General features: G+C 66.5%; 19 protein-coding genes. 16 read left to right on the top strand and 3 right to left on the bottom strand.

What is annotated here, in order from left to right:
* Window positions 1-30 precede the first annotated feature (30 nt).
* From AC3WN8_RS25985 to AC3WN8_RS25940, 10 genes are all read left to right on the top strand, one after another.
* A complete protein-coding gene (locus AC3WN8_RS25985) occupies window positions 31-2,691 on the top strand; it encodes a BTAD domain-containing putative transcriptional regulator (RefSeq protein WP_492672413.1) in 2,661 nt (886 codons plus the stop codon).
* A gap of 103 nt (window positions 2,692-2,794) precedes the next feature.
* Complete coding sequence (locus AC3WN8_RS25980) at window positions 2,795-4,720, top strand: TonB-dependent receptor (protein ID WP_492672412.1); 1,926 nt, start codon at window positions 2,795-2,797, stop codon at window positions 4,718-4,720.
* A 124-nt stretch (window positions 4,721-4,844) separates the two neighbouring features.
* Window positions 4,845-5,750, top strand: a complete 906-nt coding sequence (locus tag AC3WN8_RS25975) for a heme o synthase (protein ID WP_492672411.1) — start codon at window positions 4,845-4,847, stop codon at window positions 5,748-5,750.
* Entirely contained in the window at window positions 5,747-5,875 is a 129-nt protein-coding gene (locus AC3WN8_RS25970) for a cytochrome c oxidase system small membrane protein (RefSeq protein WP_492672410.1), read from the top strand. The genes AC3WN8_RS25975 and AC3WN8_RS25970 overlap by 4 nt, the downstream gene beginning before the upstream one ends.
* Entirely contained in the window at window positions 5,872-6,438 is a 567-nt protein-coding gene (locus AC3WN8_RS25965) for a cytochrome c oxidase assembly protein (RefSeq protein ID WP_492672409.1), read from the top strand. The genes AC3WN8_RS25970 and AC3WN8_RS25965 overlap by 4 nt, the downstream gene beginning before the upstream one ends.
* Before the next feature lie 38 nt (window positions 6,439-6,476).
* The gene (locus AC3WN8_RS25960) at window positions 6,477-7,325 is read left to right on the top strand and encodes a cytochrome c oxidase subunit 3 (protein ID WP_492672408.1); all 849 of its coding nucleotides are present in this window, start codon (window positions 6,477-6,479) and stop codon (window positions 7,323-7,325) included.
* Between the two features lie 4 nt (window positions 7,326-7,329).
* The gene (locus tag AC3WN8_RS25955) at window positions 7,330-7,695 is read left to right on the top strand and encodes a DUF983 domain-containing protein (RefSeq protein WP_492672407.1); all 366 of its coding nucleotides are present in this window, start codon (window positions 7,330-7,332) and stop codon (window positions 7,693-7,695) included.
* Window positions 7,692-8,279 (top strand): SURF1 family protein, encoded by a 588-nt coding sequence (locus AC3WN8_RS25950; RefSeq protein WP_492672406.1) that lies wholly within the window; start codon window positions 7,692-7,694, stop codon window positions 8,277-8,279. The genes AC3WN8_RS25955 and AC3WN8_RS25950 overlap by 4 nt, the downstream gene beginning before the upstream one ends.
* A gap of 44 nt (window positions 8,280-8,323) precedes the next feature.
* Complete coding sequence (thrC, locus tag AC3WN8_RS25945) at window positions 8,324-9,727, top strand: threonine synthase (protein WP_492672405.1); 1,404 nt, start codon at window positions 8,324-8,326, stop codon at window positions 9,725-9,727.
* Entirely contained in the window at window positions 9,724-10,593 is an 870-nt protein-coding gene (locus AC3WN8_RS25940) for a class I SAM-dependent rRNA methyltransferase (protein WP_492672404.1), read from the top strand. The genes thrC and AC3WN8_RS25940 overlap by 4 nt, the downstream gene beginning before the upstream one ends.
* Before the next feature lie 215 nt (window positions 10,594-10,808).
* Here AC3WN8_RS25940 and AC3WN8_RS25935 read toward each other — a convergent pair whose 3' ends face one another.
* On the bottom strand, window positions 10,809-11,858 hold the full coding sequence (locus AC3WN8_RS25935) for a YncE family protein (RefSeq protein WP_492672403.1): 1,050 nt from the start codon (window positions 11,856-11,858) through the stop codon (window positions 10,809-10,811).
* Between the two features lie 37 nt (window positions 11,859-11,895).
* On the bottom strand, window positions 11,896-14,211 hold the full coding sequence (locus AC3WN8_RS25930; protein ID WP_492672402.1) for a TonB-dependent receptor: 2,316 nt from the start codon (window positions 14,209-14,211) through the stop codon (window positions 11,896-11,898).
* Window positions 14,212-14,640: 429 nt separating this feature from the next.
* Here AC3WN8_RS25930 and AC3WN8_RS25925 point away from each other — a divergent pair, with 429 nt between their 5' ends.
* Window positions 14,641-15,693 carry an NAD(P)H-quinone oxidoreductase gene (locus tag AC3WN8_RS25925; protein ID WP_492672401.1) on the top strand — a complete coding sequence of 351 codons (1,053 nt, stop codon included), beginning with the start codon at window positions 14,641-14,643 and terminating at the stop codon, window positions 15,691-15,693.
* Window positions 15,694-15,735: 42 nt separating this feature from the next.
* On the opposite strand, the gene AC3WN8_RS25920 is transcribed toward AC3WN8_RS25925, so the two are convergent.
* Window positions 15,736-17,085: an MFS transporter gene (locus AC3WN8_RS25920; RefSeq protein WP_492672400.1), complete on the bottom strand. Its 1,350-nt coding sequence runs from the start codon at window positions 17,083-17,085 to the stop codon at window positions 15,736-15,738.
* Between the two features lie 186 nt (window positions 17,086-17,271).
* Here AC3WN8_RS25920 and AC3WN8_RS25915 point away from each other — a divergent pair, with 186 nt between their 5' ends.
* The 5 genes from AC3WN8_RS25915 to AC3WN8_RS25895 are packed head-to-tail and all read left to right on the top strand — an operon-like array spanning window position 17,272 to window position 24,366.
* Complete coding sequence (locus AC3WN8_RS25915; protein WP_492672399.1) at window positions 17,272-18,201, top strand: 2-hydroxyacid dehydrogenase; 930 nt, start codon at window positions 17,272-17,274, stop codon at window positions 18,199-18,201.
* 1 nt (window position 18,202) lies between these two features.
* Window positions 18,203-19,036, top strand: coding sequence for a class II aldolase/adducin family protein (locus AC3WN8_RS25910; protein WP_492672398.1), 834 nt, complete (start codon window positions 18,203-18,205; stop codon window positions 19,034-19,036).
* Window positions 19,037-19,085: 49 nt separating this feature from the next.
* Entirely contained in the window at window positions 19,086-19,934 is an 849-nt protein-coding gene (locus AC3WN8_RS25905; RefSeq protein ID WP_492672397.1) for an enoyl-CoA hydratase, read from the top strand.
* Window positions 19,931-22,237 (top strand): acyl-CoA dehydrogenase family protein, encoded by a 2,307-nt coding sequence (locus tag AC3WN8_RS25900; RefSeq protein WP_492672396.1) that lies wholly within the window; start codon window positions 19,931-19,933, stop codon window positions 22,235-22,237. The genes AC3WN8_RS25905 and AC3WN8_RS25900 overlap by 4 nt, the downstream gene beginning before the upstream one ends.
* Window positions 22,238-22,248: 11 nt before the next feature.
* The gene (locus AC3WN8_RS25895; protein WP_492672395.1) at window positions 22,249-24,366 is read left to right on the top strand and encodes an acetate--CoA ligase family protein; all 2,118 of its coding nucleotides are present in this window, start codon (window positions 22,249-22,251) and stop codon (window positions 24,364-24,366) included.
* Window positions 24,367-24,424 lie beyond the last annotated feature (58 nt).

The following is a 24,424-nucleotide window of genomic DNA, read 5'->3' as shown; positions in this document are numbered from 1 at the left end:
CAATCGCAAGCCGCTGATAGACTGACACCGATGAGCGCAGCCTTCGATCGTCCGAACGAAAGCCTGGAGACGCCTCGCGCGAAACCCCATCGATTCTATCTGCGCCTCGCCGGCGATGTCGCCCTTTTCGGAGAGGACCGGCACCCCTTTCCCCTGCGCACCCGCAAATCGCGCGCACTGCTGGCACTGCTGGCGCTCGAGCCCGGGGGGCTCGCGCGCCAGCGCATCGTCGATGTCCTGTGGGCGGACCGACCCGACGAGCAGGGGCGCGCCAGCCTGCGTCAGGTCGTGTACGAATTGCGGACGGCGATCGGCAACGATGCGATCCTCACGGACCAGGATCGCATCATGCTCGCGCCGGGCGCGGTCGCGCACGACATCGCCACGGCCGGACAGGCGGATGCCGGCGAGCTCGCTGCGCAACTGGCGCTCATGCGCACGCCATTGCTTGGCGGACTCGACGGGATTTCGGACGAGCTCGATGCGTGGTTGCGTCAGGAACGGCCGCACCTGACCGATAGTCTGGCCAGGATCGGGGTGCAGCGGGCGGAATCGGCGCTGGCAGAGGGCCGGGGGGCGCTCGCCCGCGATATCGTCGACCAGACCCTGCGACTGGCCCCGCATGACGAATGTCTGGTTCGGGTGGCGCTGCGGGCCGATGCCGCCAATGGCGATTCCGCACAGCTCCACCGCCGCTACCAGGCCTTCGCCCACTGGCTCGCCGACGAGATGGATGCGGCGCCGGCCGAAGAGACCCGCGCACTTTACGAGCGTCTGCGGCTCGCGCCCTCGTCTGTGCCGCAGTCCGGTGCATCGGGGCCTCCGGTCTCCGCAATACCGGTGCCGGCCGGCCTGCCGCGACGATGGGCATGGGCGATCGGCCTGGCGCTGGTCATGCTGTGCGCGGCCGCCGCTTCATGGTTCTTCCTGCTGCGCACGCCGGCCCAGGCATCTTCCCCGGTGATCGCGGTCATCCCGTTCCAGCAGCTTTCGGGCGCGCCCTCGCCGCTCACCGGCGCGATCGGCGAGGAGGTGCAGAACCGGCTGGCCGGCTTGCCCGGCATACGCATCGTCGGCCGCTTCACCGCGGATCAGCTGGTCGGGGATGGCGACGTCCCGCGCCGCGCCGGACAGCTCGGCATCACCCATCTGCTCGAGGGCAGCGTCCAGCGCGAAGGCGACCAGTTGCGCGTCATCGTCCGCCTGATCCGCGTATCGGATCGTTCGGTGCTCTGGTCGGATCGCTTCGACCGGCGCATCGGCGCCGCATTCGCCCTGCAAAGCGACATCGCCGCCGCGGTGGCGGAACGGTTCGGGCGCTCATATGCCCAGATGACCGCACCCCACCGGCCCCCGCCGCTTCCCCAGGTCTATGATCGCTATCTCGCTGCGCGCGCACTGATCCGCGATCGCCGCGCGGCGCCGCTCGCCGCGGCGGAGCGCACGCTGCGCGAGGGCATCGCCATGCAGCCGGATCATGCCCCGCTCCATGCGCTGCTGGCGCAGGTCCTGATCCTTCAATCGCGGCATCCCACAACCTATGGACGGCGCGAATATGCCGCTGCGGAAGCAGAGGCCCGCCGCGAAGCGACGCTCGCCGCGCGGATCGATCCCGAACTGGCGGAAGCCCAGGCGGCGCTCGGCCTGCTCACGCACAGCGATGCCGCCTCGCTCCCGCATTATCGCCGCGCCGTCGCACTCGACCCCCAGCGCGCCGAATTCCATCGCTGGCTCGGCCAGGCGCTCACCACCGTCGGGCGGACGGACGAGGGCATCGCCGCCTTCCGCCGCGCGGTCGCGATCGACCCGCTTTGGGGCCTCAGCTACGAACATCTCATCGCTGCCCTGTCGGACGCCGGCCTGGATCATGAGATCGCGCCGGCCGTGCAGCGCTTCTTCGCGCTTTCCAACGACGCGCGTGCCAAGGCCCAGCTCGGACTCGTGCGCGCCCAGATCGACGGGCGGCTGGCCGATGCCGTGCGCCATGCCCGCCGCATGGTCGAACTGGCGCCGGAGGACCGGCAGAGCCATTTCAAATCCGCATCGCAGCTCGCCATCCTGGGCGAAACCGGCCCCGCCTTTGCCGAGCTCGAAGCCGGCGACTGGCTCGGCCGGCTGAGCGTCAGCCGCCGGTACGACGATCTGGCGAAGCAGGTCCGCGCCAATGCCGCGACCTTCTGGCAGGCGGGCTCCGGGCTATGGGACGTCAACGACGCGCTGGTGGCCAATGGGCATGGCCAATTGCTGCTCGACCTGTTCGACCAGCGGTTCGGCAGCGTCGCGCGCTACCGGTCGGGTGAAACCCTCCAGCCCGTCGAGGCCGGGGCGATCGCCGTCGCCATGCGGAATGCCGGACGGATCGCCGATGCGCGCGCAATGCTGCTCAGGATCCGCGCACAGGCCGAGCGCAACCGGCAAAAGCGCGCCGGGCTGCATATCCAGCGTCTCGAGCAAGCGGTCGTGGCCACGCTGGCGGGCGATCGTTCGGGCGCGCTCGATGTGCTCGAGCGGATGGCGCGGGACATGCCGGATCAGTTGCTGGCCATTCCCTATCGGCCGCTCGCCAGAAGCGCGGTCTTCGGATCGCTGGCGAACGATCCACGCTTCGCCGCGATCGACCGCCGGCTCGCGCTCTACGTCGACGCCGAACGCGCGAAGCTCGGGCTCCCGCCCTTGGGTAGAGCGCAATAAATCGCCATCCGGGATCGATTTGACGCCGCGGTGACGCCGCGGTGACGCATATGATCACGCCGTTCCGCTTTCACTCCATCGTCAGGGGAGCGGAGCGCCACGAATGTCCAGAATTGCAGCCTGCATATGTGCGCCGATCGCCGCACTGGCCTTTGCCGGCGCCGCGTCCGCGCAACGCGCCGACGACAATGCGGTGCGCGGCGCCGAGGATGCGTTCGGAACGACGATCGGCAACGAGAATATCGGCCTCTACACGCCGAACGAAGCGCGCGGCTTCAGCGCGATCGATGCCGGCAATGCGCGGATCGACGGGCTCTATTTCGATCAGCAGGTCGAACCGGTCAGCCATCTGATCAGCGCCGCGACGATCCGCATCGGCATCTCGGCGCAGAGCTATCCGCTGCCGGCGCCGACCGGCATCGTCGATTATGCGCTCGTCCGCGCGGGCGACAAGCCGGTGCGCAGCCTGCTTGCAAGCGTGGGGCCGTTCCGTTCCTACGGTATCGAGGCCGATCTCCAACTGCCATTGCGGCCGGATCGCCTGAGCCTGGTCGCCGGCGGTACGCTCAACAACACCGATGACGGCTATGGCGCCGCCTCGGGCTATGCCAATGTCGCGATCATGCCGCGCTGGACGCCCAGCGACCGGTTCGAACTCACCGTCTTCGGCAGCGGAAGCTGGTCATGGGCTGGCGAAGCCCAGCCATCGATCTTCGTCGCGGGCGATTATCTGCCGCCGCGGATCAAGCGCGCCCACTTCTACGGCCAATCATGGGCGGACAATCGCAATGTCGGCGCGACCTTCGGCGCGCTCGCCAGGCTCGATCTCGGGCGGACCGTTATCAGGGTCGGGGCCTTTCGTTCGGTCTTCACCATCGACGAGAATTATGCCGACCTGTTCCTCGACACCCAGCGCGACGGAACCGCGAACCGCGTGATGGTGCAGGAACAGGATACGCGCTTCGCATCGATGTCGGGCGAATTCAGGCTGACTCACGATTTCGGTTCCGATCGTGCGCCGCACCGCGTCCACCTCGTCGTCCGTGCCCGCGACCAGCATCGGCGCTATGGCGGCGCGGCGCTGACCGACCTCGGCGTCTCGCGCATCGGCATTCCCGATCCGCTGCCCGAACCCACCGTCTCGTTCGGACCCAAGACGCGCGATCATGTCCGCCAGTTGACCGGCGCGCTCGCTTATGAAGGGCGGCTGTTCGATCGCATCGAGCTCAGCGCCGGGCTGCAAAAGGCATTCTACCGCAAGGAGACCGTCGCGCCCGACACGGCATTGCCGGTGGAGGGCAAGGATTCGCCCTGGCTTGCCAATATGGCCGCGGCCATCCGGATCACCGGCAGGCTGGCGGCCTATGGCAGCTATACCCAGGGGCTCGAGGAAGGCGGCGTCGCGCCCAACAATGCGGTGAACCGCAATGCCGCGTCGCCGGCTTTGCGCACCCGGCAGATCGACGCCGGCCTGCGCTACGCCTTTTCCGGCAATTTCCGGCTGGTCGCCGGCGTGTTCGACGTGCGCAAGCCCTATTTCAACCTCGATCCGGTGCGCGTTTATCGCCGGCTCGGCGATTTCCGCCAGCGCGGGATCGAGATGTCGCTCACCGGCTCGCCCGTACAGGGGCTGTATCTCGTCGCGGGCACATTGTTCCTCGATCCGCGGGTGACGGGCGAGGAAGTGCGCGCGGGCATCATCGGCCGCAAGCCGGTCGGCCAGACCAGCCGGCTCACCATCGTCAGCGGCGAATATGAGCTGCCATGGGCAAAGGCATTTTCGGTGGGCGCGACCGTCACCAGCGTCGGCGCCCGCATGGCCAGCGCCGACAACCGCCTGTCGATCCCCGCGCGATCGGTGCTCGACCTGTCGGGGCGCTATCGCTTCAAGCTGGCGGGCGCACCCGCCAGCATCGTCGCCCGGCTGGGCAATGTGTTCAACAATTTCGGCTGGCGGACCAATGCCTCGGCGGTCTTCGTCCCCAACGGGCAGCGCCGGCTGAGCGTGTCGATGGCGGCCGATTTCTGAGCCGCGCCTGGTTGAGAGCAAGGCCCGGATTACCCCTCGGGCCCTCGATCATCGATCGTCCCGCCGCGCGAATCGTCCCTTCACCCTTTTCTCAAAGGCGCCTTCGGCCTATAGGCGCGCTGAAATGACCCCGGCGACCTCGTTCTCCACTCCGATTCCGGCCGATTGGCGGGATTTTCTGGCGCTCACCAAGCCTTCGGTGATGCGCCTCGTGGTGTTCACCGGCCTGTGCGGCCTGCTCGTCGCGCCGGGCCATATCCATCCGGTGATCGGCTTCACCGCGATTCTCTGCATCGCGCTGGGCGCGGGTGCGGCGGGCGCGCTCAACCAATGGTATGAAGCCGATATCGACGCCAAGATGAAGCGGACCCAACAGCGTCCGCTGCCCGCCGGGCGCATGGATCGCCAGTCGGCGCTCCATTTCGGCGTCGGCCTCTCCTTCTTTTCGGTGATCCTGATGGGGGTCGCGACCAACTGGCTCGCCGCCGGCATCCTGGCCGCCTCCATCCTGTTCTACGTCATCGTCTATACGATGTGGCTGAAGCCGCGCACGCCGCAGAATATCGTGATCGGCGGCGCCGCTGGCGCGTTTCCGCCGTTGATCGGCTGGGCGGCGGTCACCGGCGACGTCTCGGCGATGCCCGCTTTGCTGTTCCTCATGATCTTCCTGTGGACGCCGCCGCATTTCTGGGCGCTCGCCTTGTGGGTGCGCATCGATTACGCCGCCGCCGGCATTCCGATGCTGCCCGTCGTCGCGGGCGAAAAGACGACGCGCCGCCAGATCTTCCTCTACAGCCTGCCGATGGCCGCCGCGGTGATCGCGCCCTGGCCGCTCGGCCTGGCCGGCCCGATCTACGGCGTTTCGGCGATCGTGCTCACCGCCTGGTTCCTGATCCGCGCCGCGATCGTCGGATTTCGCGCAAGCGACACCGGCGACGCGATGAAGCCCGAAAAGGCATTGTTCGCATGGTCGATCCTGTACCTCTTCCTGATCTTCGGCGCGCTGGTCGCCGACCATTGGCTGTCATGACGCCCGAGGAACAGGATCTCATCCGCAAGCGGCAGAAATCGCGTGCGATCGTCATGGGGCTGCTGCTCGTCGGCTTCGTCGTGCTGATCTATGCGATCACCATCGCGAAACTGGCCGGCGCATGAGCGGCGTGGCGGCAACGGGCGCGCTCGAGCGCGGCAAGCGCCGGACGGCGCTGTCGATGGCGATGCTCGTCACCGGCATGGTGTGCCTGGGCTATGCATCGGTGCCGCTCTATCGCCTGTTCTGCCAGGTGACCGGTTTCGGCGGAACGACGCAGCGTGCGGAGGCCGGCGCCCTGCCGACCCCGGTCGCGGGCAAGACCATCTCGATCCGCTTCGACGCGAATCACGCGCCCTCGCTGCCCTGGAGCTTCGAGCCCGAAAAGCATGTCGAGACGATCACGATCGGCGCGCGCGACATGGCGTTCTATTCGGCGAAGAATCTCTCCGACAAGCCGGTGACCGGCATCGCCAGCTACAATGTCAGCCCGACCCAGGCGGGCAAATATTTCACCAAGATCGAATGTTTCTGCTTCTCTCAGCAGACGCTCGAGCCGGGCCAGCAGGTCCGCATGCCCGTGATCTTCTTCGTGGATCCCAAGATCCTCGACGATCCGGACGCCAACGATATCAAAGAAATCACTCTCTCCTACACCTTCTTCCCGGTGGACCCGGAAAAAGGTTGAGGTTAGGGAAAAGCCAACAAGGGTAAGGGACACGCCAAATGGCTGGAGCGAAGAACCACGACTATCACATTCTGGCACCGAGTCCGTGGCCGATCATCGGCTCGTTCTCGGCGCTGGCCATGGCGGCCGGCGGCATCATGTGGATGCATGATGTGGCGGGCGGCGGCTGGGTGTTCCTGGCCGGCCTTGCGGGCGTGCTGTTCACGATGTTCTCCTGGTGGTCGGACGTGATCAAGGAAGCCCATTCCGGCGATCATACCCCGGTCGTGCAGCTCCATCTGCGCTACGGCATGATCATGTTCATCGCGTCCGAAGTGATGTTCTTCGTCGGCTGGTTCTGGGCCTGGTTCGATTTCTCGCTCTTCCCGCGGCCGATCCAATATGTCGAAGGCGCGGTCGAAGTCATGGCGACCGGCATCGGCCAATGGCCGCCCAAGGGCCTCGAAGTCCTCAACGCCTTCGAACTGCCGCTGCTCAACACGCTGATCCTGCTCTGCTCGGGCACCACCGTCACCTGGGCGCACCACGCGCTGATCCATGGCGACCGCGAAGGGCTGAAAAAGGGCCTGTGGTTCACCATCCTGCTGGGCACGCTGTTCTCCGCCATCCAGGCCTATGAATACGCGCATGCGCCCTTCGGCTTCGGCGGCAGCACCTATAGCTCGGCCTTCTACATGGCGACGGGCTTCCACGGCTTCCACGTGCTGATCGGCACGATCTTCCTGATCGTCTGCCTGGTCCGCGCCTATCGCGGCGACTTCACGCCGCGCCAGCATTTCGGCTTCGAAGCCGCCGCCTGGTACTGGCACTTCGTCGACGTCGTCTGGCTGTTCCTCTTCGTCGCCGTCTATGTCTGGGGCGGCTGGGGTGCGCCGGTCCACGGCTGATCCGATGACCTACAAGGCCCCCGACCCCGCGCATGCCGCGCTCGGGGGCCTTTGTCCGCGCTGCGGCGCGAAGACACTGTTTTCAGGCTGGGTGAAGTTCGCGCCCGCCTGCCGGAACTGCAGCCTCGATCTTGCCCAGTTCAATGTCGGCGACGGGCCGGCGGCTTTCCTCATCATGATCGTCGGCGCGATCGTCACGATCGGCGCGGTCACGCTCCAGCTCAGCATCGAGCCGCCCTTCTGGGTCCATATCCTGCTCTGGGTGCCGCTGACGCTGGCGCTGGTGATCGGCCTGCTCCGCATCGCCAAGGCTGCGCTCGTGACGCTCGAATATCGCAACCGCGCGCGTGAAGGCCGGCTGGTCGAATGAAGCGGCTTCCCCTCCTTCCCACGCTCATCGTCGCCGCCGCGATCGCGGTCATGATCGGCCTGGGCGTCTGGCAGCTCCAGCGCGCGCATTGGAAGAACGGGCTGCTCGCGCAATATGCCGGCGCCGCGACGCAACCGCCGATCGCCTGGCCGGTGGTGCCGATGGCGAAGGATGCGCCGCTCTTCCGGCGCGCGACGGGCTTCTGCCTGTCGGTCGGCGGCTGGACCGCCAGCGCCGGCCGCAATCTGAAGGGCGAGGCGGGCTGGTCGCATATCGCGGCATGCCGGACCGGCGGGGCCGAAGGGCCCGGCATGCAGGTCGATATGGGCTGGTCGCGCGACAGCGCGGATCCGGCATGGCGCGGCGGCGAGGTCACCGGGGTGATCGCGCCCGACAGCAAGCACGTCATCCGCCTGATCTCCGCGACGCCGGCGCCCGGCCTCGAACCCAGCCAGCCGCCCAATCCCGAGGACATTCCGAACAACCATCTGGCCTATGCGGTGCAATGGTTCCTGTTCGCCGCGGTGGCGGGAATCATCTACTGGCTGGCGCTGAGGCGGCGGCGGCGAACATCTGCCGAGTGAGCTTGGTTGCGCGCCCGGGCGCGCGCCGCTAAGGCCGCGCGGTCATGCGATATATCAGCACCAGGGGGAGCGCACCTGCGCTCGATTTCGAGAGCGTCACGCTCGCCGGGCTCGCCACCGACGGAGGACTGTACGTCCCGGAGAAATGGCCGTCGCTGTCGCATGAAGAGATAGCGGGCCTCGCCGGCCTCTCCTATGTCGAGACCGCCGTCCGCGTCATGAAGCCCTTTGTCGGCGATGCGCTGGACGAGGATGCGCTGCGGACGCTGTGCACCCAGGCCTATGGCCGATTCGAGCATGACGCAGTCACCCCGCTGATCCAGCTCGATCATCGCCACTGGCTGCTCGAACTGTTCCATGGCCCCACATTGGCCTTCAAGGATGTCGCGCTCCAGCTGCTCGGCCTGCTCTTCGAACGCTTCCTGACCAATCGCGACACCCATCTGACCGTCGTCGGCGCAACCTCGGGCGATACCGGCTCGGCGGCGATCGACGCATTGGCCGGCCGCGCCAAGGTCGACATCTTCATGCTCCATCCCGATGGCCGCGTGTCCGACGTCCAGCGTCGGCAGATGACGACGGTGCTCGCGCCCAACGTCCACAACATCGCGATCCAGGGCGACTTCGACCAGGCCCAGGCGATGGTGAAGGCGATGTTCGCCGATCCCGACTTCTCCGGGCGCTTTGCGCTGTCCGCGGTCAATTCGATCAACTGGGCGCGGCTGATGGCGCAGGTGGTCTATTATTTCTACGCCGCCGCGCGCCTGGGCGCGCCGCACCGCCCCGTCGCTTTCTCGGTGCCGACGGGCAATTTCGGCGATGTCTTCGCCGGCTATGTCGCCGCGAAAATGGGCCTGCCGGTGGCGCGGCTGATCGTCGCCACCAACGTCAACGACATCCTCCATCGCGCGCTTTCGGCGGGCGATTATTCGCAGGGCACCGTCGTGCCCACCGCGACGCCGTCGATGGACATCCAGGTCAGCTCCAATTTCGAGCGGCTGCTGTTCGACCTCAATGGCCGCAACGCCTTCGAACTCGCCGAATCGATGCGCGAATTCGAAACCCATCGCGCGATCACGCTCACCGACCGCCAGCGCGAGGGTGCGACCGCGCTCTTCGCCAGCGCGCGCGTCGAGGGTGACGACATGCAGATGGCGATGCGCTGGGCGTGCGAGCGTGCCGGCCAGGTGATCGATCCCCACAGCGCCGTCGGCCTCGCGGCTGCCGCGCGCGCCGAGGATCTGGCGCCGGACGTGCCGATCGTCACGCTGGCGACCGCGCATCCCGCCAAATTCCCCGATGCGGTCGAGCGTGCGACCGGCGTCCGCCCGCCCCTGCCCGCGCGCATCGCCAATCTGTTCGAACGCGAGGAGCGGTTCGCGGTGCTGCCTGCAACGATGGACGCCGTGACCGGCTATATCGCCGAGCGCGCCACGCCACGGGGATGACGCTCGAGACCCTGATCGCCGAACCCTGGGCCGATTACGGCCTGATCGACTGCGGTCATGGCCGCAAGCTGGAGCGCTACGGCCGCTATCGCTTCATCCGGCCGGAGCCGCAGGCGATGTGGGCGCCCGCGTCGGACGATTGGGATGCCGATGGCGAATTCGTGCCCGGATCGGATGAGGATGGCGGCGGCCGCTGGGAATTCACGAAACCGGTGCCGCGCGAAGGCTGGACGCTGGGCTGGGACGAAGTTCGCTTCACCGCGCATTGCACGCCGTTCCGCCATCTCGGCTTCTTTCCCGATATGAGCCCGGTCTGGTCGTGGATGCGCGATCGGACCGGCGATCTGCCCAGCCCCGCGATCATGAACCTGTTCGGCTATACCGGCGTCGGCACGCTCGCCATGGCCGCGCGCGGCGGTGAGATGGTGCATGTCGACGCATCGAAGAAATCGGTCGAGGCCGGGCGCCGCAACGCCACCCTGTCGGGGCTGGCGGACCGTCCCGTGCGCTGGATCATCGACGACGCCGCCAAATTCACCGCGCGCGAGGTCCGGCGCGGCCGCCGCTATGACGGCATATTGCTCGATCCGCCCAAATATGGCCGCGGCCCCGAAGGCGAGGTGTGGAAACTCGAAGAGGGCCTGCCCGGCCTGATCGGCGATTGCAGCCGGCTGCTCGACGCCGAATCGCGCTTCTGCTTCCTCACCGTCTATGCAGTGCGCATGTCGGCGCTCGCGATCGGCGAACTGATGCGCCAGGCAATGGCCGGCCTGCCCGGCAAGGTCGAGGCCGGCGAGCTCGCGGTGCGCGAGGAACGCCGCGGCCTGCTGCTCCCCACCGCGATCTGGGCCCGCTGGTCGCGGTAACTGCGATGTGGGTTGCACGTGGATGCCGAAGGTTATCCCGTTGCCCATGACACCCCATCGTCACCCTGAACTTGTTTCAGGGTCCATGCCGAAACCGGCGCGGTGGCGCAGGTTGCAGCATGGATGCTGAAACAAGTTCAGCATGACGACGGTGGGGCCTTGGCTCAGCGGTGATCCGCGCGGCCCAGGAACCACGACGATCCGGAGCTGCTCCCTCAGCGCTGAGGAACGTCGATGACGCTCAGCCGCTGCGGCAATATGCCCGCCGGGACTTTCCTGATCTCCTTCAACCCGTCGAGGTCGACGACGGAGATGCTGTTCGACTTGCGGTTGCTGACGAAAGCAACCTTCGAATCGGCGCGGATTGCGATCCAGTTGGGGTCCTCGCCGACCGGTACCGTCCCCTTCAGCTTGAGATCCGGCAGGCTGTAGACCGCGACATAATTGCCGGTCGATGCGGCCGCGACGATCGCGGTGCCGTCGGGCGTGATCGCCAGGCCATGATCGACGGTGTGGGGATAGGCCTCGGGTGCTGCCACGCTGGCGGGCAGTTTCGGCAGCTCGACCACCTTTTCGAGCGCGCCGGTGGCGAGGTCGCGCACCTCGAAACCGTGGAAGCGCGAAAGCTGGTAATAAACCTTGCCCCGCTTATCGAACTGGAAGGGGCGCACCCCCTCCCGCGTGTTGATCGTACGGACGACATCGCCGCTGGCCGCGTCGTAGACGAGCATCGCATCGATGAACATGTTGCCGACCACGAGATGCTTGCCGTCCGGCGTCATCTTCGCACCGTGATTGCCCATCACGCTAAACAGGCGCTTCAGGATGCGCCCGGTTCGCGCGTCGAGCACGACGATCCAGCTCCGGTCGGCAAGCGTCACATAGAGTTCGCGGCCATTGGTGTTGACCGCCATGTGATTGGGCAGGCCGTCGACGAAGGTTTCCCAGACCAGTGTGTTCGTCGCCGTGTCGATGCCGTGAACGAGCCCGCTTTCACCGACTGTGGATCCCAGCGGGCTGTTGTTCGAAAGCATGACATTGGTGAATGCCATCGTCCCGTCGGGCAGCCCGACGACATCGTCGGTATAGCCGCCGATCGGGATGCGCGTGACCGGCTCGTACGTGTTCGCATCGATGACGATGACGTCCTCGGACTTGCTGGCCTGGACATAGACCAGCTCGCGCGCGCTGCCGGCGCTCGACATGAACGGCGCCGTTGCCATGGCGATCAACGCCATCGCGCATCGGCCTGCATCGAACCTCATGCTTCCCCTCCGTCTGATGGTCCTGCCGCTGCCGCGATCAGAATTCGTAGCGCGCCGAAATGCCCATGGTGCGCGGGGCGCCGATGGTCTTCACCGTGTAGCCAAGGCCGGCACCCGCCACCGACACGCCGCTGGTATAATATTTCTCCCCGCCGAGATTCCGGACCCAGAGGCCAAGATCGAGCGGCTGGCCGAATGGCCGGCGCCATTCGATCCGCGCATTCATTGTGGTGTATCCGGGATTGATGCCCTCCGGCAGGATGTTGTCGTCGGACAATTGGGTTTTCGACTGGGTGTAGAAATCGAACTGCGCCGTCGCCTCGCCGGCATCGCCACCCAGTTCGTGACGCAGCAGGATGCTGCCGCCGCCCGAATGCTTGGGCGTGTTGGCGAACATGAAACCCGATCGGTCCTGCACGCCGCCGCCCACGATCGGCACCAGCCAGCTCTTATATTTGGCATCGGCCAGGCTGTAATAGCCGCGGAGCTGGATCGCGCGGATCGGTGACCAGAGTATGTCCGCCTCGAAGCCGCGCACCCGCGCCGACGCCGCGTTGACGACGCGCGTGATCAGGATGGTCGATGGACCGGTCGAGACCGTCTGGGTCTGCGTGCGCTGGATATCCTCATAATCCTGGTGGAAGACGGCCAGATTGGTGCGCAACGTGCCGCCGCCGATCCGCCAGTCGGCCTTCAGGCCGATCTCATAGTCGGTAACGAATTCGGGTTCGAATGGCGCGAACTGGGCGGGGATGTTGGCGCGCTGGTTCACGCCGCCCGATCTGTAGCCCTTGCGGCTCGCCACATAGAGCAGGTGGTCGGGGCTGATCTGCCAATCCAGGCCCAGCGTCCAGGTTGGGGCATCGGCCTTGTAGCCGGCCTCGCGGACGCAGGGCGATAGCGGCGTGCCGCCGACATCGGCGGACAGAAGCGCGCAATTGCCGTTGTTGAACGAGGTGCGCGCGATTTCCCGCTGGTCCCAGGTGTAGCGCAGGCCCGCCGTCGCGGAGAGCCCGTCCAGCCCCGGTATCTTCAGCGTCGCCTGCGCGAAGAGCGACTGGCTCTCATTCTTGACGCGGCCGATGCTCTGCGCGTTCTGGATAAAGGTCGGCCGATAATCGAGCAGCGTATTCTGCCGCTCGGTGCCCTTCTCCATGAACAGATAGCCGCCGCCGATCCATTCGAGGGCGCCGTCGAACGACGATCCGCTGATCTGCAATTCGTTGCTATACTGGTTCCCGCGCAGGTTGACGGTGCCGTTATACTGGTTCTGCGTGGTGCCGTCATAATCGAAGGCGGTCGTCGAGCGGACCCGGCGATATCCGAATATGTTCTTGATCGTCACGTCGTCGAGATCGAACGCGGTGGTGTTGGCGATGGTGAGCGTTTTCACATCGGTGCTGTCCGCGGGTATGGCGGTGCGCACCGAATGGAACGGCTCGCTGCGGCTCGACGCGAGTTCGCCCAGCGCAAGCTGGCCGAGCGTGGTCGATGACAGCGTCGACCGCGCATTGAACAGCTTGAAGGCGGTGCCGTTTTCGCTGGCCGCGAAATTGGTCACGTACAAGGTATTGGTCAGCCGGTCGCTGAGCTTCGCCTTGATCCCCAGCCGCAGCGAATAATTGTCCGCATCGTCATAACGGATGCCGGTGCCGATGCCCCGCGTATAGCCACGATGCGCATAGCTGCGGCCAGACAGGCGGATCTGGATGGCGTCGCTCAGCGGCACGTTCACCGCGCCCTCGAACGAGCGCAGGCCGTAATCGCCCAGTTCCGTCGCGACATAACCCTCGAACGAGTCGGTCGGCGCCTGCGGCACGATCAGGATTGCGCCACCCGTCGAATTGCGTCCGAACAATGTGCCTTGCGGGCCTTTCAGGACCTGAACCGACGCCAGATCGTACATCGCGCCGTTCAGGCCGTGCGCGCGCGCCTGGATGACGTCGGCGAAATACACCGCGACCGAGGGATCCTGCGAAAAGAGCGGCTCGAACTGCGACTGGGCCCGGATGACGAAGCGCGGGATATTGGCGCTGAACGCGCTTGGCAGCACCTGCAGCGACGGCACGGTGCGGGTAAGATCCGACAGCGAAACCACCGACTGGCGCGCAAGGTCCGCGCCGGCGATCGCGGTGACCGCGACGGGCACGTCCTGAAGCTGTTCCTCCTTGCGCCGCGCGACGACGACAATTTCCTCGAACCCCGGTGCGCGTTCCTCCGCCGTGGATTCGCCTTGCGCCCCCGCGGGTTCGGCCACTTGCGCATGCGCCCCGGCAGCGGCGAGCAGCGCGCCGGAGCAGACCGAAGCGGACAACAGGCGACGAACGACCGGGCGCTGGATGAAGCATGTCATGAAATCTGATTCCCCGAAATGTGATGCAGGCGGTCAGGCCGGAAGCCGGCGGACGGACGAGGCGACGACACCGCAACCCGGGGTCGCAAGGCGGACCCCATGTATCGGCGCAAGCCAGAACTGGCAGCGTGAACCATGTTCGGATGATCCATGACACCCTCCCCATCCGCGGCCTCTCTGGGCGGCTCGATCGTCAATATGATCAATGAAATACAAACCGTCAACCAGGATAACGATTGATCGGACCACTTATGGTCGCTTAATCTCGCAAAATATTGCAATAATATCTCATATTATCAATATGATATATCGACCTCCAAAAACGCATGCATTCCGAAATATCATCGGCCAACGATATTTAATCGTATTGGTGGTTTACGGTTTGCGCCCGGCAGGATAGGTCGCCAGGCGCAACGAGGGAGACAGGATTTGCGGGAACTGCCCAAGACCATGCGCGCGATCGAGATCATCGCCCATGGCGCACCGGACATGCTGCAACCGACCGAGCGCCCCTGCCCCCGACCCCAACATGGCGAATTGCTGATCCAGGTCGCCGCCGCCGGCGTCAATCGGCCGGACCTGCTGCAGCGCGAGGGGCATTATCCGCCGCCGCCGGGCGCAAGCGATCTGCCGGGGCTGGAAGTCGCCGGGATCGTGCGGGCCTGCGGCGACGGCGTCCCCTCGTCCTGGCTCGGTCAAACCGTCTGCGCGCTCGTGCCGGGCGGCGGATATGCCGAATATTGCATTGCCGTGCCGGCGCTATGCCTGCCCGCCGTCACCGGATTCAGCATCGAGGAAATGGCCGCGATTCCCGAGAACTGGTTCACCGCCTATGACCATGTCGTGCGCGGCTGCCGGCTGACGAAGGGTGAGACCCTGCTGGTGCACGGCGGCACGAGCGGCGTCGGCATCGCCGCCATCCAGCTTGGCCTGGCGGCGGGCGCGCGCGTCTTCGCAACCGCCGGCAGCGACGCCAAGGTCGCCTGGCTGCACCGCCTGGGCTGCACACAGGCCGTCAATTACCGCGAACGGGATTTCGTATCGGCGCTGCGAACAGCCACCGATGGCGTCGGCATCGACGTGATCGTCGACATGGTCGCCGGCCCCTATCTCGCGCGCAATATCGAACTGCTGGCGGAACGCGGCCGCATTTCACTGATCGGGGGCATTGGTGGCGTGGTCGCGGACGGCATCTCGATCGCGCCGATCATGCTCAAACAGGCCATGGTGACGGGCAATGTCCTGCGCACCCGCCCGGCCGCCTACAAGGCGGAACTCGCCGCCTCGCTCCACCATGCGGCCTGGCCCTTGTTCGAGCGCGGCGACGCGCGCCCGGTGATCGATCGCAGCTTTCCGCTCGACCGGGCGGCCGACGCGCACCGATTGATGGAAAGCTCGGCTCACATCGGCAAGATCGTTCTGATACCAGGTCTCGATGAGCATGACTCGTCGAGATCCGGTATCAGCCCGCGCGGCGCTTGAGCGAACCGATCGAGGATGCGTCAGCATCTTCGAGATCGCGTATTACGCCCTGACCGCCGGCCCGGCATTGCCGCGCTCCTCGTCCAACGCCGCGAGATATGCCTTGCGGCCGGACATCAGCAGGAGGATCGCGATCGTCAGGACAATACCCCCCACCAGCGCGATCGATTTGCCGACGGCAAGCGGATCGCCGAAGACGCGATCGGTCACCAGCGCGATCAGCAAGGGCCCGACGCCCAGGCCGACGGCATTGTTCACGATCAGGTAAACCGCCGAGACGCGCCCTCTGAGCCGACCCGGCGTCATGAGCTGGATCGACGCCGCGGTGATGCCGCTCCAGACTGCGCCGAACAGCGCGAACAGCAGAACCCCGGCAACGACCAATGCATGCGACGTCGCAAGGCCCATGGTCACGCCGGCGATACCAAGGCCAAGCCCGATGATCGGCCCCAGGATGAACGGCGCGTCGTTCCGCCCCTTCGTCACCAGCCGATCATTGAGCGCGCCCCAGAAAAGCGTCCCCGTCGCGCCGAGAATGATCGTTCCCAGGCCGATGAGCAGGCCGACCTGATGCACCGGAAAACCGTGCGTGCGCATCAGATAGGTCGGAAGCCAGGCACCCGCGCCATAGCCGAACAGCGAAAACAGCCCGAAACCGCCCATCAACGACAGATAGGCATGGCGACGTCGCGACAATTGACGCCACAGCCCTTTCGCCTCTGCGGCGGCGACGGGCGCGCGGCGCGGCGGCTCGCGCACCGCCATCATCAGCGCGGCGAGCAGCAGCCCCGGCAGGCCCACGCTGATGAACACGAGCTGCCACGGACGCAGCACGCCCAGCAGCGGAACCGAGACCGCCCCCACCGACATCGACGCCTCGATGACATAGCCGCCGATGATCGACGCGAGCCCGCTGCCGAAGACAACGCCAAGGCCGAAGACCGACATCGCGCGCGACAAATGGCTGGCGCGGAAATAGTCGGTGATCATCGAATAGGCGCCCGGCCCCAGCGTTGCCTCACCCACGCCCACGCCCATGCGCATCACGAATAGCTGCGCATAGCTGGATGCCAGCCCGCATCCGGCGGTGAACAGCGACCATGCCGCAACCCCGGTCGCGATCACGCCCTTGCGTGAGACGCGGTCAACCAGCGACCCCATCGGCAGCCCCATCAATGCGAAGAAGATGGCGAAGGCAGGACCGAGCAACAGGCTCATCTGCGTGTCGCTAAGGGCCAGGTCCCGCTGGATCGGCACCACCATCAGGGCGATGATCTGCCGGTCGATGAAGGAACAGGCGTAAAGCGCGCTGAGGACGCCGACGGCGAACCAGCCCTGTGACGCAGCCGGATAACGTTCAGCCTTATGTTCGCCGGTTGACGTTTCTTCCATGCCCGATGGCTCCTCTGCCTCGACGTCCGATGCCGCTTTGAACCGGCACATTGCTTGCGCGTCACCCATTGCCAATAGGTGAAAAGATTGTCGATCAAAAGCGCGAAATGACCACCGGGTTGACCCTTGCCAAGAACCGCTTCAGTATTTAATCGCAACGACCCGTGGAATCGAAAGGCAACTGGGTTGACGATAGATATCGCCACATTGGGTTTCTGGATGCACGATGAGGCCGCCGCGGCGCTTGGCGCCGGATTCCGCCTGCACAAGCTCTGGAATGCCGGCGATCTCGATGCCGCCGGCCCCATTCTGGACGGACTGCGCGGCATTCTGACCTATGCGGGCGCCCCGCCCGTCGATCGCGCATTGCTCGATCGTCTGCCCGCGCTGGAGCTGATCGCCGTCATGGGCGCGGGGATCGATACGATCGACATCGATACGGCTGCGGAACGCGGCATCACCGTCCGCAACACCCCCGGCACCAATGCCGACGATGTCGCGGAACTCGCAATCGGCCTGCTGATCGCCGCGGGGCGCGGCATCGTCTCGGCCGATGCCGCCATGCGCGCGGGCGGCTGGATCAATCGCACCTCGGATCGATTGAGCGGACGGCCGATCGGACTCGTCGGCATGGGCAATATCGGCAAGGCGATCGCGCGCCGCGCCGCCGCATTCGACATGCCGGTGCATTATCATGCGCGTACGCCGCAGCCCGATCTGCCCTATCGCTATCATGCCGAGCTCGGCGCGCTTGCGCGGACGGTCGACGCGCTTGTCGTGGCCGCCCCCGCGACGCCCGAAACATATCGCGTGGTGGATACGGCGATCCTGGAAGCGCTCGGCCCCAGGGGCATATTGATCAACATCGCGCGGGGCTCGCTGGTCGACGAGGCCGCATTGCTCGCCGCGCTGACCGACGGGCGGCTCGGCGCGGCGGGCCTCGACGTATTCGAACACGAGCCGACCTATGCCCCCGCATTCCGGGCTTTGCCCAATGTCGTGCTGAGCCCGCACAACGGCGCCAATACCCATCAGGCGTTCGCGGCGACCAGGACGCTCGCCGTCGCGCTCATGCGCGCGCATTTCGAGCAGGAATCAATCGAGGGAGAGCCGTGAAATGACCCTGACCGCCATTGCGCCCGTCGAGCGCCGCAGCACCAAGATCGACAGCATCCCGATCGGCGATCCGGAGACCTTCGTCACGCCGCAGCACCAGAGCGTCGAGGAGGAGCGGCTGTCACGCAAGCAGCGCCTTGCCGCCGCCTATCGCATTTTCGGCCGATTCCGGTTCGATATGGGCGGCGCCGGCCACATCACCGTGCGCGATCCCGAGCATCACGACCATTTCTGGGTCAATCCGTTCGGCGTGCATTTCACCAAGATCCGCGTGTCGGATCTGATGCTCGTCAATCACGCGGGCGAGATCGTGACCCCGCCGGCGCGGGTGAAGCCGTGGCTCAATCAGGCGGCATTCGCGATCCACTCGCGGCTGCATGCCATGCGCCCCGACATCACCGCCGCCGCGCATTCGCATTCGCTCTACGGCAAGGCATTCGCATCGCTCGGCCGCCTGCTCGATCCGATCAGCCAGGATTCCGCGGCGTTTTTCGAAGCGCATGCGCTTTACGACGAATTCACCGGCGTCGTGTTCGACACCAGCGAAGGCGAACGGATCGGCGCCGCGCTGGGCCAGCACAACGCCGCCATCCTGCAGAATCACGGATTGCTCACCGTCGGCCAGTCGGTGGAAGCGGCGACCTGGCGCTATCTGGCGATGGAGAATGCCTGCCAGACGCAATTGCTGGCGGAAGCCGCCGGCAGCCCCATCAAAATGTCTCCGGAAATCGCGCGCCACACCCGCGATCAGCTCGGCGGTGAATGCGGCGCCTATTGCGGTTTCCAGCCCTATTGGGAGCAGATCACCGCCGAGGAACCCGACCTGCTCGATTGAGCCACCGGGAAGCCGACGCAGAACAAAACCAACAGGAGAGGGAGAGGTCATGCCGGATGCCGCGCGCCCATTGGTGCTGTACGATCAGGATGTGCCGGGCGTGGCGCGGATCACGCTCAACCGCCCCGAGCAGCGCAACGCGCAGGACTTTCCCCTGCTCTATGCGCTCAACGACGCGTTCGATCGCGCGATCGCGGACGAAACAATTCGCTGCATCGTCCTGGGCGGCGAGGGCCGCGACTTTTCTTCGGGCCACGACCTCAAGGGCGCGGGCATGGCGCTCGGCCAGGACCGTCCCGCGACCGGCCATTGGGGCGGCTTCGACGAACCCGGCGCGCATGGCTGGTATGCGAGCGAGCAGGAAATCTATCTCGGCCTCACCAAGCGCTGGCGCAATCTCGCCAAGCCCACCATCGCCGCGGTCCGGGGCAATTGCCTCGGCGCCGGGCTCGCGCTCGCCTGGGCCTGCGACATCATTGTCGCCGCCGACGACGCGCGCTTCGCCGATCCCGTCGTCACCTTCGGCATGATGGGCATCGAATGGTTCGCCCATCCCTGGGAACTGGGCCCGCGCAAGGCCAAGGAGCATCTGTTCACCTCCGATTCCTGGGATGCGCACGAGGCCTGGCGGCTGGGCATGGTGAACCATGTCGTTCCCGTCGACACGCTGGACGGTTTCGTGCTCGACATGGCGTCGAGGATCGCCGCCAAGCCCGCCTTCGCGCTCAAGCTCGCGAAGGAAGCGGTCAATCGCTGCGTCGACACCGGGCAGCAGGCGACGGCGATCGACTCCGTGTTCGCGCTCCATCACCTGTGCCATCAGCATAACCAGCTGCTGTTCGGTCAACTCATGGACCCGACCAACGCGCCATCCTTCCTGCGCAAACCCGACAGATGAGGCTCGAAACGACGCCCGAGCAGCGGATGCTGGAGGACAGCGTCCGCCGGCTGCTCGCCGACCATCATGATCCGGCCGCCCGCCCCGCACCGGGCGCGTTTCAGCCGGGCCTTTGGGCCGCGCTGGCGGAACTCGGCATTCTCGGCATCGGGCTCGCCGGTGAACATGGCGGCAGCGAGGGCGGATGCGACGAGATCGCGATCGTCGCGCGATCGCTGGGTGAGGCGCTGGTCCGCGCGCCGTTCGTCGAAACCGTCGTCGCCTGTGGCGGGCTGATCGACCGGATCGGGACCGACGAACAGCGTGGAGCGCTGATACCGGCGCTGGCCGCCGGCAAGACCGTGATGGCGCTGGCGACGGGGCGGATCGACGCGCGCACGGCCGGCGACGGCACGGTCCGGATCACGGGCTCCGCGCGCCTCGTCCCCGCCGGGGGATGGGCGGACATGTTCCTGGTGGCCGCCCGGGAAACGGATGGCGCGACTGCGATCTATCGCGTCGGCCGCGACGAACCGGGCCTGTCGCTCTCGCCGGTGCCGACGATCGACGGGCGCCTCTCGGCCGATCTCGATTTCGATCTTTCGCTCGCTGCCAGCGATCGACTGGGAACCTGTGACGCCGCCGGGATTCTCGCCCGTATCGCCGATCGCACCGTCGCGGCAGAGACCGCCACGATATCGGGCGCGATCGCGGCGATGCTCGACGCCACCCTGCGGCACAGCCGGATCCGGGAGCAGTTCGGCCGGCCGATCGGCGCCTTCCAGACGGTACAGCACCGCATCGCGCGCATGGCTGTGCTCGCGCAGGAAGCGCGCGCGGCGGCCGCCCTCGCGACCGTGGCCGAGCGCGAACGCCCTGCATTCCGTACACGCGCGGTTGCCAGCGCTGTGCTCAGGGTGGCGGCGGTCGGCGACCATGTCGCACGCGAAGCGGTGCAGCTCCATGGTGCGCTCGGCATGACCGAGGCGCTCGACATTGGCGGGCATTTGAAGGCGGTGTTCGCCTTTGCGCATAGGCACGATCTGCGAGGCAAACGGCGCGCACTGGCGGCCGCGATGCGCGACGCGGATACCGCGCGCGCGCCGCTCGCCCAGCCCCCCGACCCGGACGACGACGGCATCGGCAGGACGCTTGCGCTTTCGAACGACCAGGACCGGTTTCGCGCCGGCATCGCCGATTTCATCGAAGAGGCCCTTGATGCGGATACGAAGCGCGGCGCCAGGCTGACCGTGGGCGTGTTCGCCGAACCGGCGGTCGCGCAGCCCTGGCATAAGAAGCTGTTCGAACAGGGCTGGATCGCTCCCTATCTTCCCGCCGATGCCGGCGGCACCGGTTGGAGCCCGATCCAGGCCTATCTGTTCGAGAGCGAGTCTGGCCGCGCCGGCGCGCCGCCCTTGCAGCTTCAGGGCATTCGCATGCTCGCGCCCGTGCTGCTCCGCTTCGGCACCGCCGAACAGCAAAGCCGCCATCTGCCCGGGATATTTTCGGGCAAGGACATATGGTGCCAGGGCTATTCGGAGCCGGGCGCGGGATCGGATCTTGCCGCACTGCGCACCATGGCGGTGCGCGACGGCGATCATTATGTCGTCAACGGTTCGAAGATCTGGACCACCCAGGCCCAGCATGCGAACCGGATGTTCGCGCTGGTGCGCACCGCGAGCGCAGGGCGGCGGCAGGACGGCATCAGCTTTCTGCTGATCGACATGGCCACCCCCGGCATCACCGTCAGGCCGATCGAGACGATCCCCGGCGAGCATGAGGTGAACGAGGTCTTTTTCGACGATGTCCGCGTGCCCGTCGCCAATCGCGTCGGCGACGAGAATCACGGCTGGACCTGCGCCAAATTCCTGCTCGAGCACGAACGCGGCGGCAGCGTGGTCGCACCGTCGCTGCGCGGCTATCTGGCCGGGGCGCTCGAATGCGTCGATGGCGACGCGCTCGATGATCGCATCGCCGAAATTGTGGCCGCGATCGACGCGATCGAAATGCTGGAACTGCTCGCGATCGCCCAGCCCGAGGACGGGCTGGACGCCGGTCTGTCCGCCTCCGCGCGCAAATTGCGCATGGCGGAGATCCGGCAGCAGATCGGCGCGCTCGCCTGCGACGCGCTGGGCCCGGACGCTCTACGCTGGCCGCTCGCCCGGCCATTGCACGAACAGCCGGCCAGCGATCCGATAGCGGAACGCCGGCGCGCGGCGGTCCCCATCGCGCTCAACGATCTCGCTTATTCGATTTTCGCCGGATCGAACGAGATCCAGCTTTCCATTCTTGCGCGCGGCATCGGGATGCCCGACCCGCGATGAGGGGCACGACCATGCCGGACGATTCAACGAGCACACGCGACCTTTCGGCCCTGCTCGATCCAAAAAGCATCGCGATTGTCGGCGCTTCACCCAATCCCCTGCGCATCGGCGGCATTCCGGTCGCCAACCTGCTTGCGCGCGGCTTTCCGGCGGACAGGATCCTGCCGGTCAATCCCAATCATGGCGAGATCCAGGGGCTGCGCTGCTACGCCGATATCGACGCCCTGCCATGGGCGCCCGACCTGGCGATCGTGGCGGTCGCCGCCGACGCGGCGCTCGACGCGCTCATCGCGCTCGATCGGCTGGGCGCACGCGCCGCGATCCTGTTCGCCGCCGGCTTCGGCGAGGATCCGACCCCGGAAGGCGTGGCGCGCGACGCCCGGCTCAAGGCCTTCATCGCCGGCAGCGCGATGGCGATCGCGGGGCCAAACACGATCGGCATCGGCAATATCGCGACCGGAACCACCGCATCCTTCCTCACCACATTGGGCGAAGCGCTGCCTGCCGGGCCGCTCGCGCTGATCGGGCAGAGCGGCAACAGCGTCAGCATGATGGCCAGCGACGCGCGCGATTTCGGCATCGGCATGTCCTATTTCGTTTCGACCGGAAACGAGGCGGGCGTCGATTTCGCCGCCTATCTCGATCATTTCGCGGCCGATCCCGCGACCGGCGCCGTACTCGGCTATTGCGAACAGGTGCGCGACGGCGCCGCGTTCATGAACGCGGCCCTGCGCCTCCGCGACGCCGGCAAGCCGCTGTTCCTCGCCAAGGTCGGACGCTCGGAAAAGGGACGCGAAGCGACGATATCGCACACCGGGGCGATGGCGGGGGATGCGATCGTGACCCAGGCCGCGTTCCGCCAGCTCGGCATCGGCATGGGTCGCGATCCGGCCGAAGTCATGGATCTCGCCCGGCTGTGGAACACCGGCGCGCGCCCGGCCCGGCCCGGTGTCTGCATCGTCTCGCTGTCGGGCGCCGGCTGCGCCTTTCTTTCGGACATGTTCGACGATGCCGGCGTGCCCGTCCCGACCTTGCCCGACACGGTCCAGGCGCGATTGCGCACCGCCATTCCCAGCTATGGCATGGTCAGCAATCCGGTCGACCTGACCGGCAATGTCATCAACGACATGAATCATCTGCGCACGGTTCTGGAGGCGCTGATCGAATCCGACGCGATGGATTGCATCCTGATCTACATCATGGGCTCGCTGCTCGATGCGGCGGCGCCGATCCTGCTCGAGATCCGCCAGCGCACCGACAAGCTCATCGTTGCGCTCGATCCGTCGCATGCCAGTTCGACCGCGACATTGCGCGCCGCCGGGGTCGAGGTGTTCGCCGATGCCCTGCGCGCCGTTTCCGGAATCGCCGCCTATCTTCGCTGGGCGCACGACATGTCTCAAGGCCAGTGGCGACCGGTCGCACGACACGCGCTCGCGGCCCCGGACTGGCTTGAAAGCCTCCGCGCCGGCGGCAGGCGGAGCCTGAGTGAAATCGAAGGCAAAAAATGGCTCGCCGAAGCCGGCATCCCGACGGTCGAGGAGGTCGAGGCGGCGGACGAGGCGGCAGCGTTGGCGGCGGCCGAAGCGCTCGGCTATCCGGTGGTGGTCAAGCTTTCGAGCCCCGATATCGCCCACAAGACCGAGATTGGCGGCGTCGCGCTCGATATCCGCGATGCCGGGCAGCTTCGAACGGCGTTCCGGTCGATCGTCGCACGGGCGACCGCGGAACGGCCCGATGCGGAGATCCGGGGCGTGGTGGTGCAGAAGCAACTGGCCGGGCAGGACATGCTGGTCGGCATCACCCGCGACCCGACCTTCGGGCCGGTGATGACATTGGGGCTGGGCGGCGTGCTGACCGAACTCTATCGCGACATCGCGGTGCGCCTGCTGCCGGTCGATCGCCGGACGGCCCGGGCGATGCTGGACGAACTGACCTGCGCGCCGCTGCTGACGGGCTTTCGCGGTCGGCCCGCGGCCGATGTCGACGCGCTGGCGGACACGATGGCAACGCTTTCGGACCTGGCGCTCGCCAGCCCGCACATCGCCGAACTGGAAGTCAATCCGATCATCGTGCGCCCCGCAGGCGAAGGCTGTTTCGCGGTCGATGCGCTCATACGACTAATCGATTGAAAGCGATCGCGGCGGAAGGCTCGCGCTTACTGCCCCCTCTCCCCCTTCAGGGGGAGAG

The sequence above is a fragment of the Sphingobium sp. FW305-3-2-15-F-TSA7 genome (assembly GCF_058787155.1).
This window is presented reverse-complemented; position numbering and strand designations above follow the sequence as displayed.

Excerpts from the sequence above, each read along its gene's own strand:
- AC3WN8_RS25985 (WP_492672413.1), top strand. The coding sequence starts at position 31 with ATGAGCGCAGCCTTCGATCGTCCGAACGAAAGCCTGGAGACGCCTCGC.
- AC3WN8_RS25980 (WP_492672412.1), top strand. The coding sequence starts at position 2,795 with ATGTCCAGAATTGCAGCCTGCATATGTGCGCCGATCGCCGCACTGGCC.
- AC3WN8_RS25975 (WP_492672411.1), top strand. The coding sequence starts at position 4,845 with ATGACCCCGGCGACCTCGTTCTCCACTCCGATTCCGGCCGATTGGCGG.
- AC3WN8_RS25970 (WP_492672410.1), top strand. The coding sequence starts at position 5,747 with ATGACGCCCGAGGAACAGGATCTCATCCGCAAGCGGCAGAAATCGCGT.
- AC3WN8_RS25965 (WP_492672409.1), top strand. The coding sequence starts at position 5,872 with ATGAGCGGCGTGGCGGCAACGGGCGCGCTCGAGCGCGGCAAGCGCCGG.
- AC3WN8_RS25960 (WP_492672408.1), top strand. The coding sequence starts at position 6,477 with ATGGCTGGAGCGAAGAACCACGACTATCACATTCTGGCACCGAGTCCG.
- AC3WN8_RS25955 (WP_492672407.1), top strand. The coding sequence starts at position 7,330 with ATGACCTACAAGGCCCCCGACCCCGCGCATGCCGCGCTCGGGGGCCTT.
- AC3WN8_RS25950 (WP_492672406.1), top strand. The coding sequence starts at position 7,692 with ATGAAGCGGCTTCCCCTCCTTCCCACGCTCATCGTCGCCGCCGCGATC.
- thrC (WP_492672405.1), top strand. The coding sequence starts at position 8,324 with ATGCGATATATCAGCACCAGGGGGAGCGCACCTGCGCTCGATTTCGAG.
- AC3WN8_RS25940 (WP_492672404.1), top strand. The coding sequence starts at position 9,724 with ATGACGCTCGAGACCCTGATCGCCGAACCCTGGGCCGATTACGGCCTG.
- AC3WN8_RS25935 (WP_492672403.1), bottom strand. The coding sequence starts at position 11,858 with ATGAGGTTCGATGCAGGCCGATGCGCGATGGCGTTGATCGCCATGGCA.
- AC3WN8_RS25930 (WP_492672402.1), bottom strand. The coding sequence starts at position 14,211 with ATGACATGCTTCATCCAGCGCCCGGTCGTTCGTCGCCTGTTGTCCGCT.
- AC3WN8_RS25920 (WP_492672400.1), bottom strand. The coding sequence starts at position 17,085 with ATGGAAGAAACGTCAACCGGCGAACATAAGGCTGAACGTTATCCGGCT.
- AC3WN8_RS25910 (WP_492672398.1), top strand. The coding sequence starts at position 18,203 with ATGACCCTGACCGCCATTGCGCCCGTCGAGCGCCGCAGCACCAAGATC.
- AC3WN8_RS25905 (WP_492672397.1), top strand. The coding sequence starts at position 19,086 with ATGCCGGATGCCGCGCGCCCATTGGTGCTGTACGATCAGGATGTGCCG.
- AC3WN8_RS25900 (WP_492672396.1), top strand. The coding sequence starts at position 19,931 with ATGAGGCTCGAAACGACGCCCGAGCAGCGGATGCTGGAGGACAGCGTC.
- AC3WN8_RS25895 (WP_492672395.1), top strand. The coding sequence starts at position 22,249 with ATGCCGGACGATTCAACGAGCACACGCGACCTTTCGGCCCTGCTCGAT.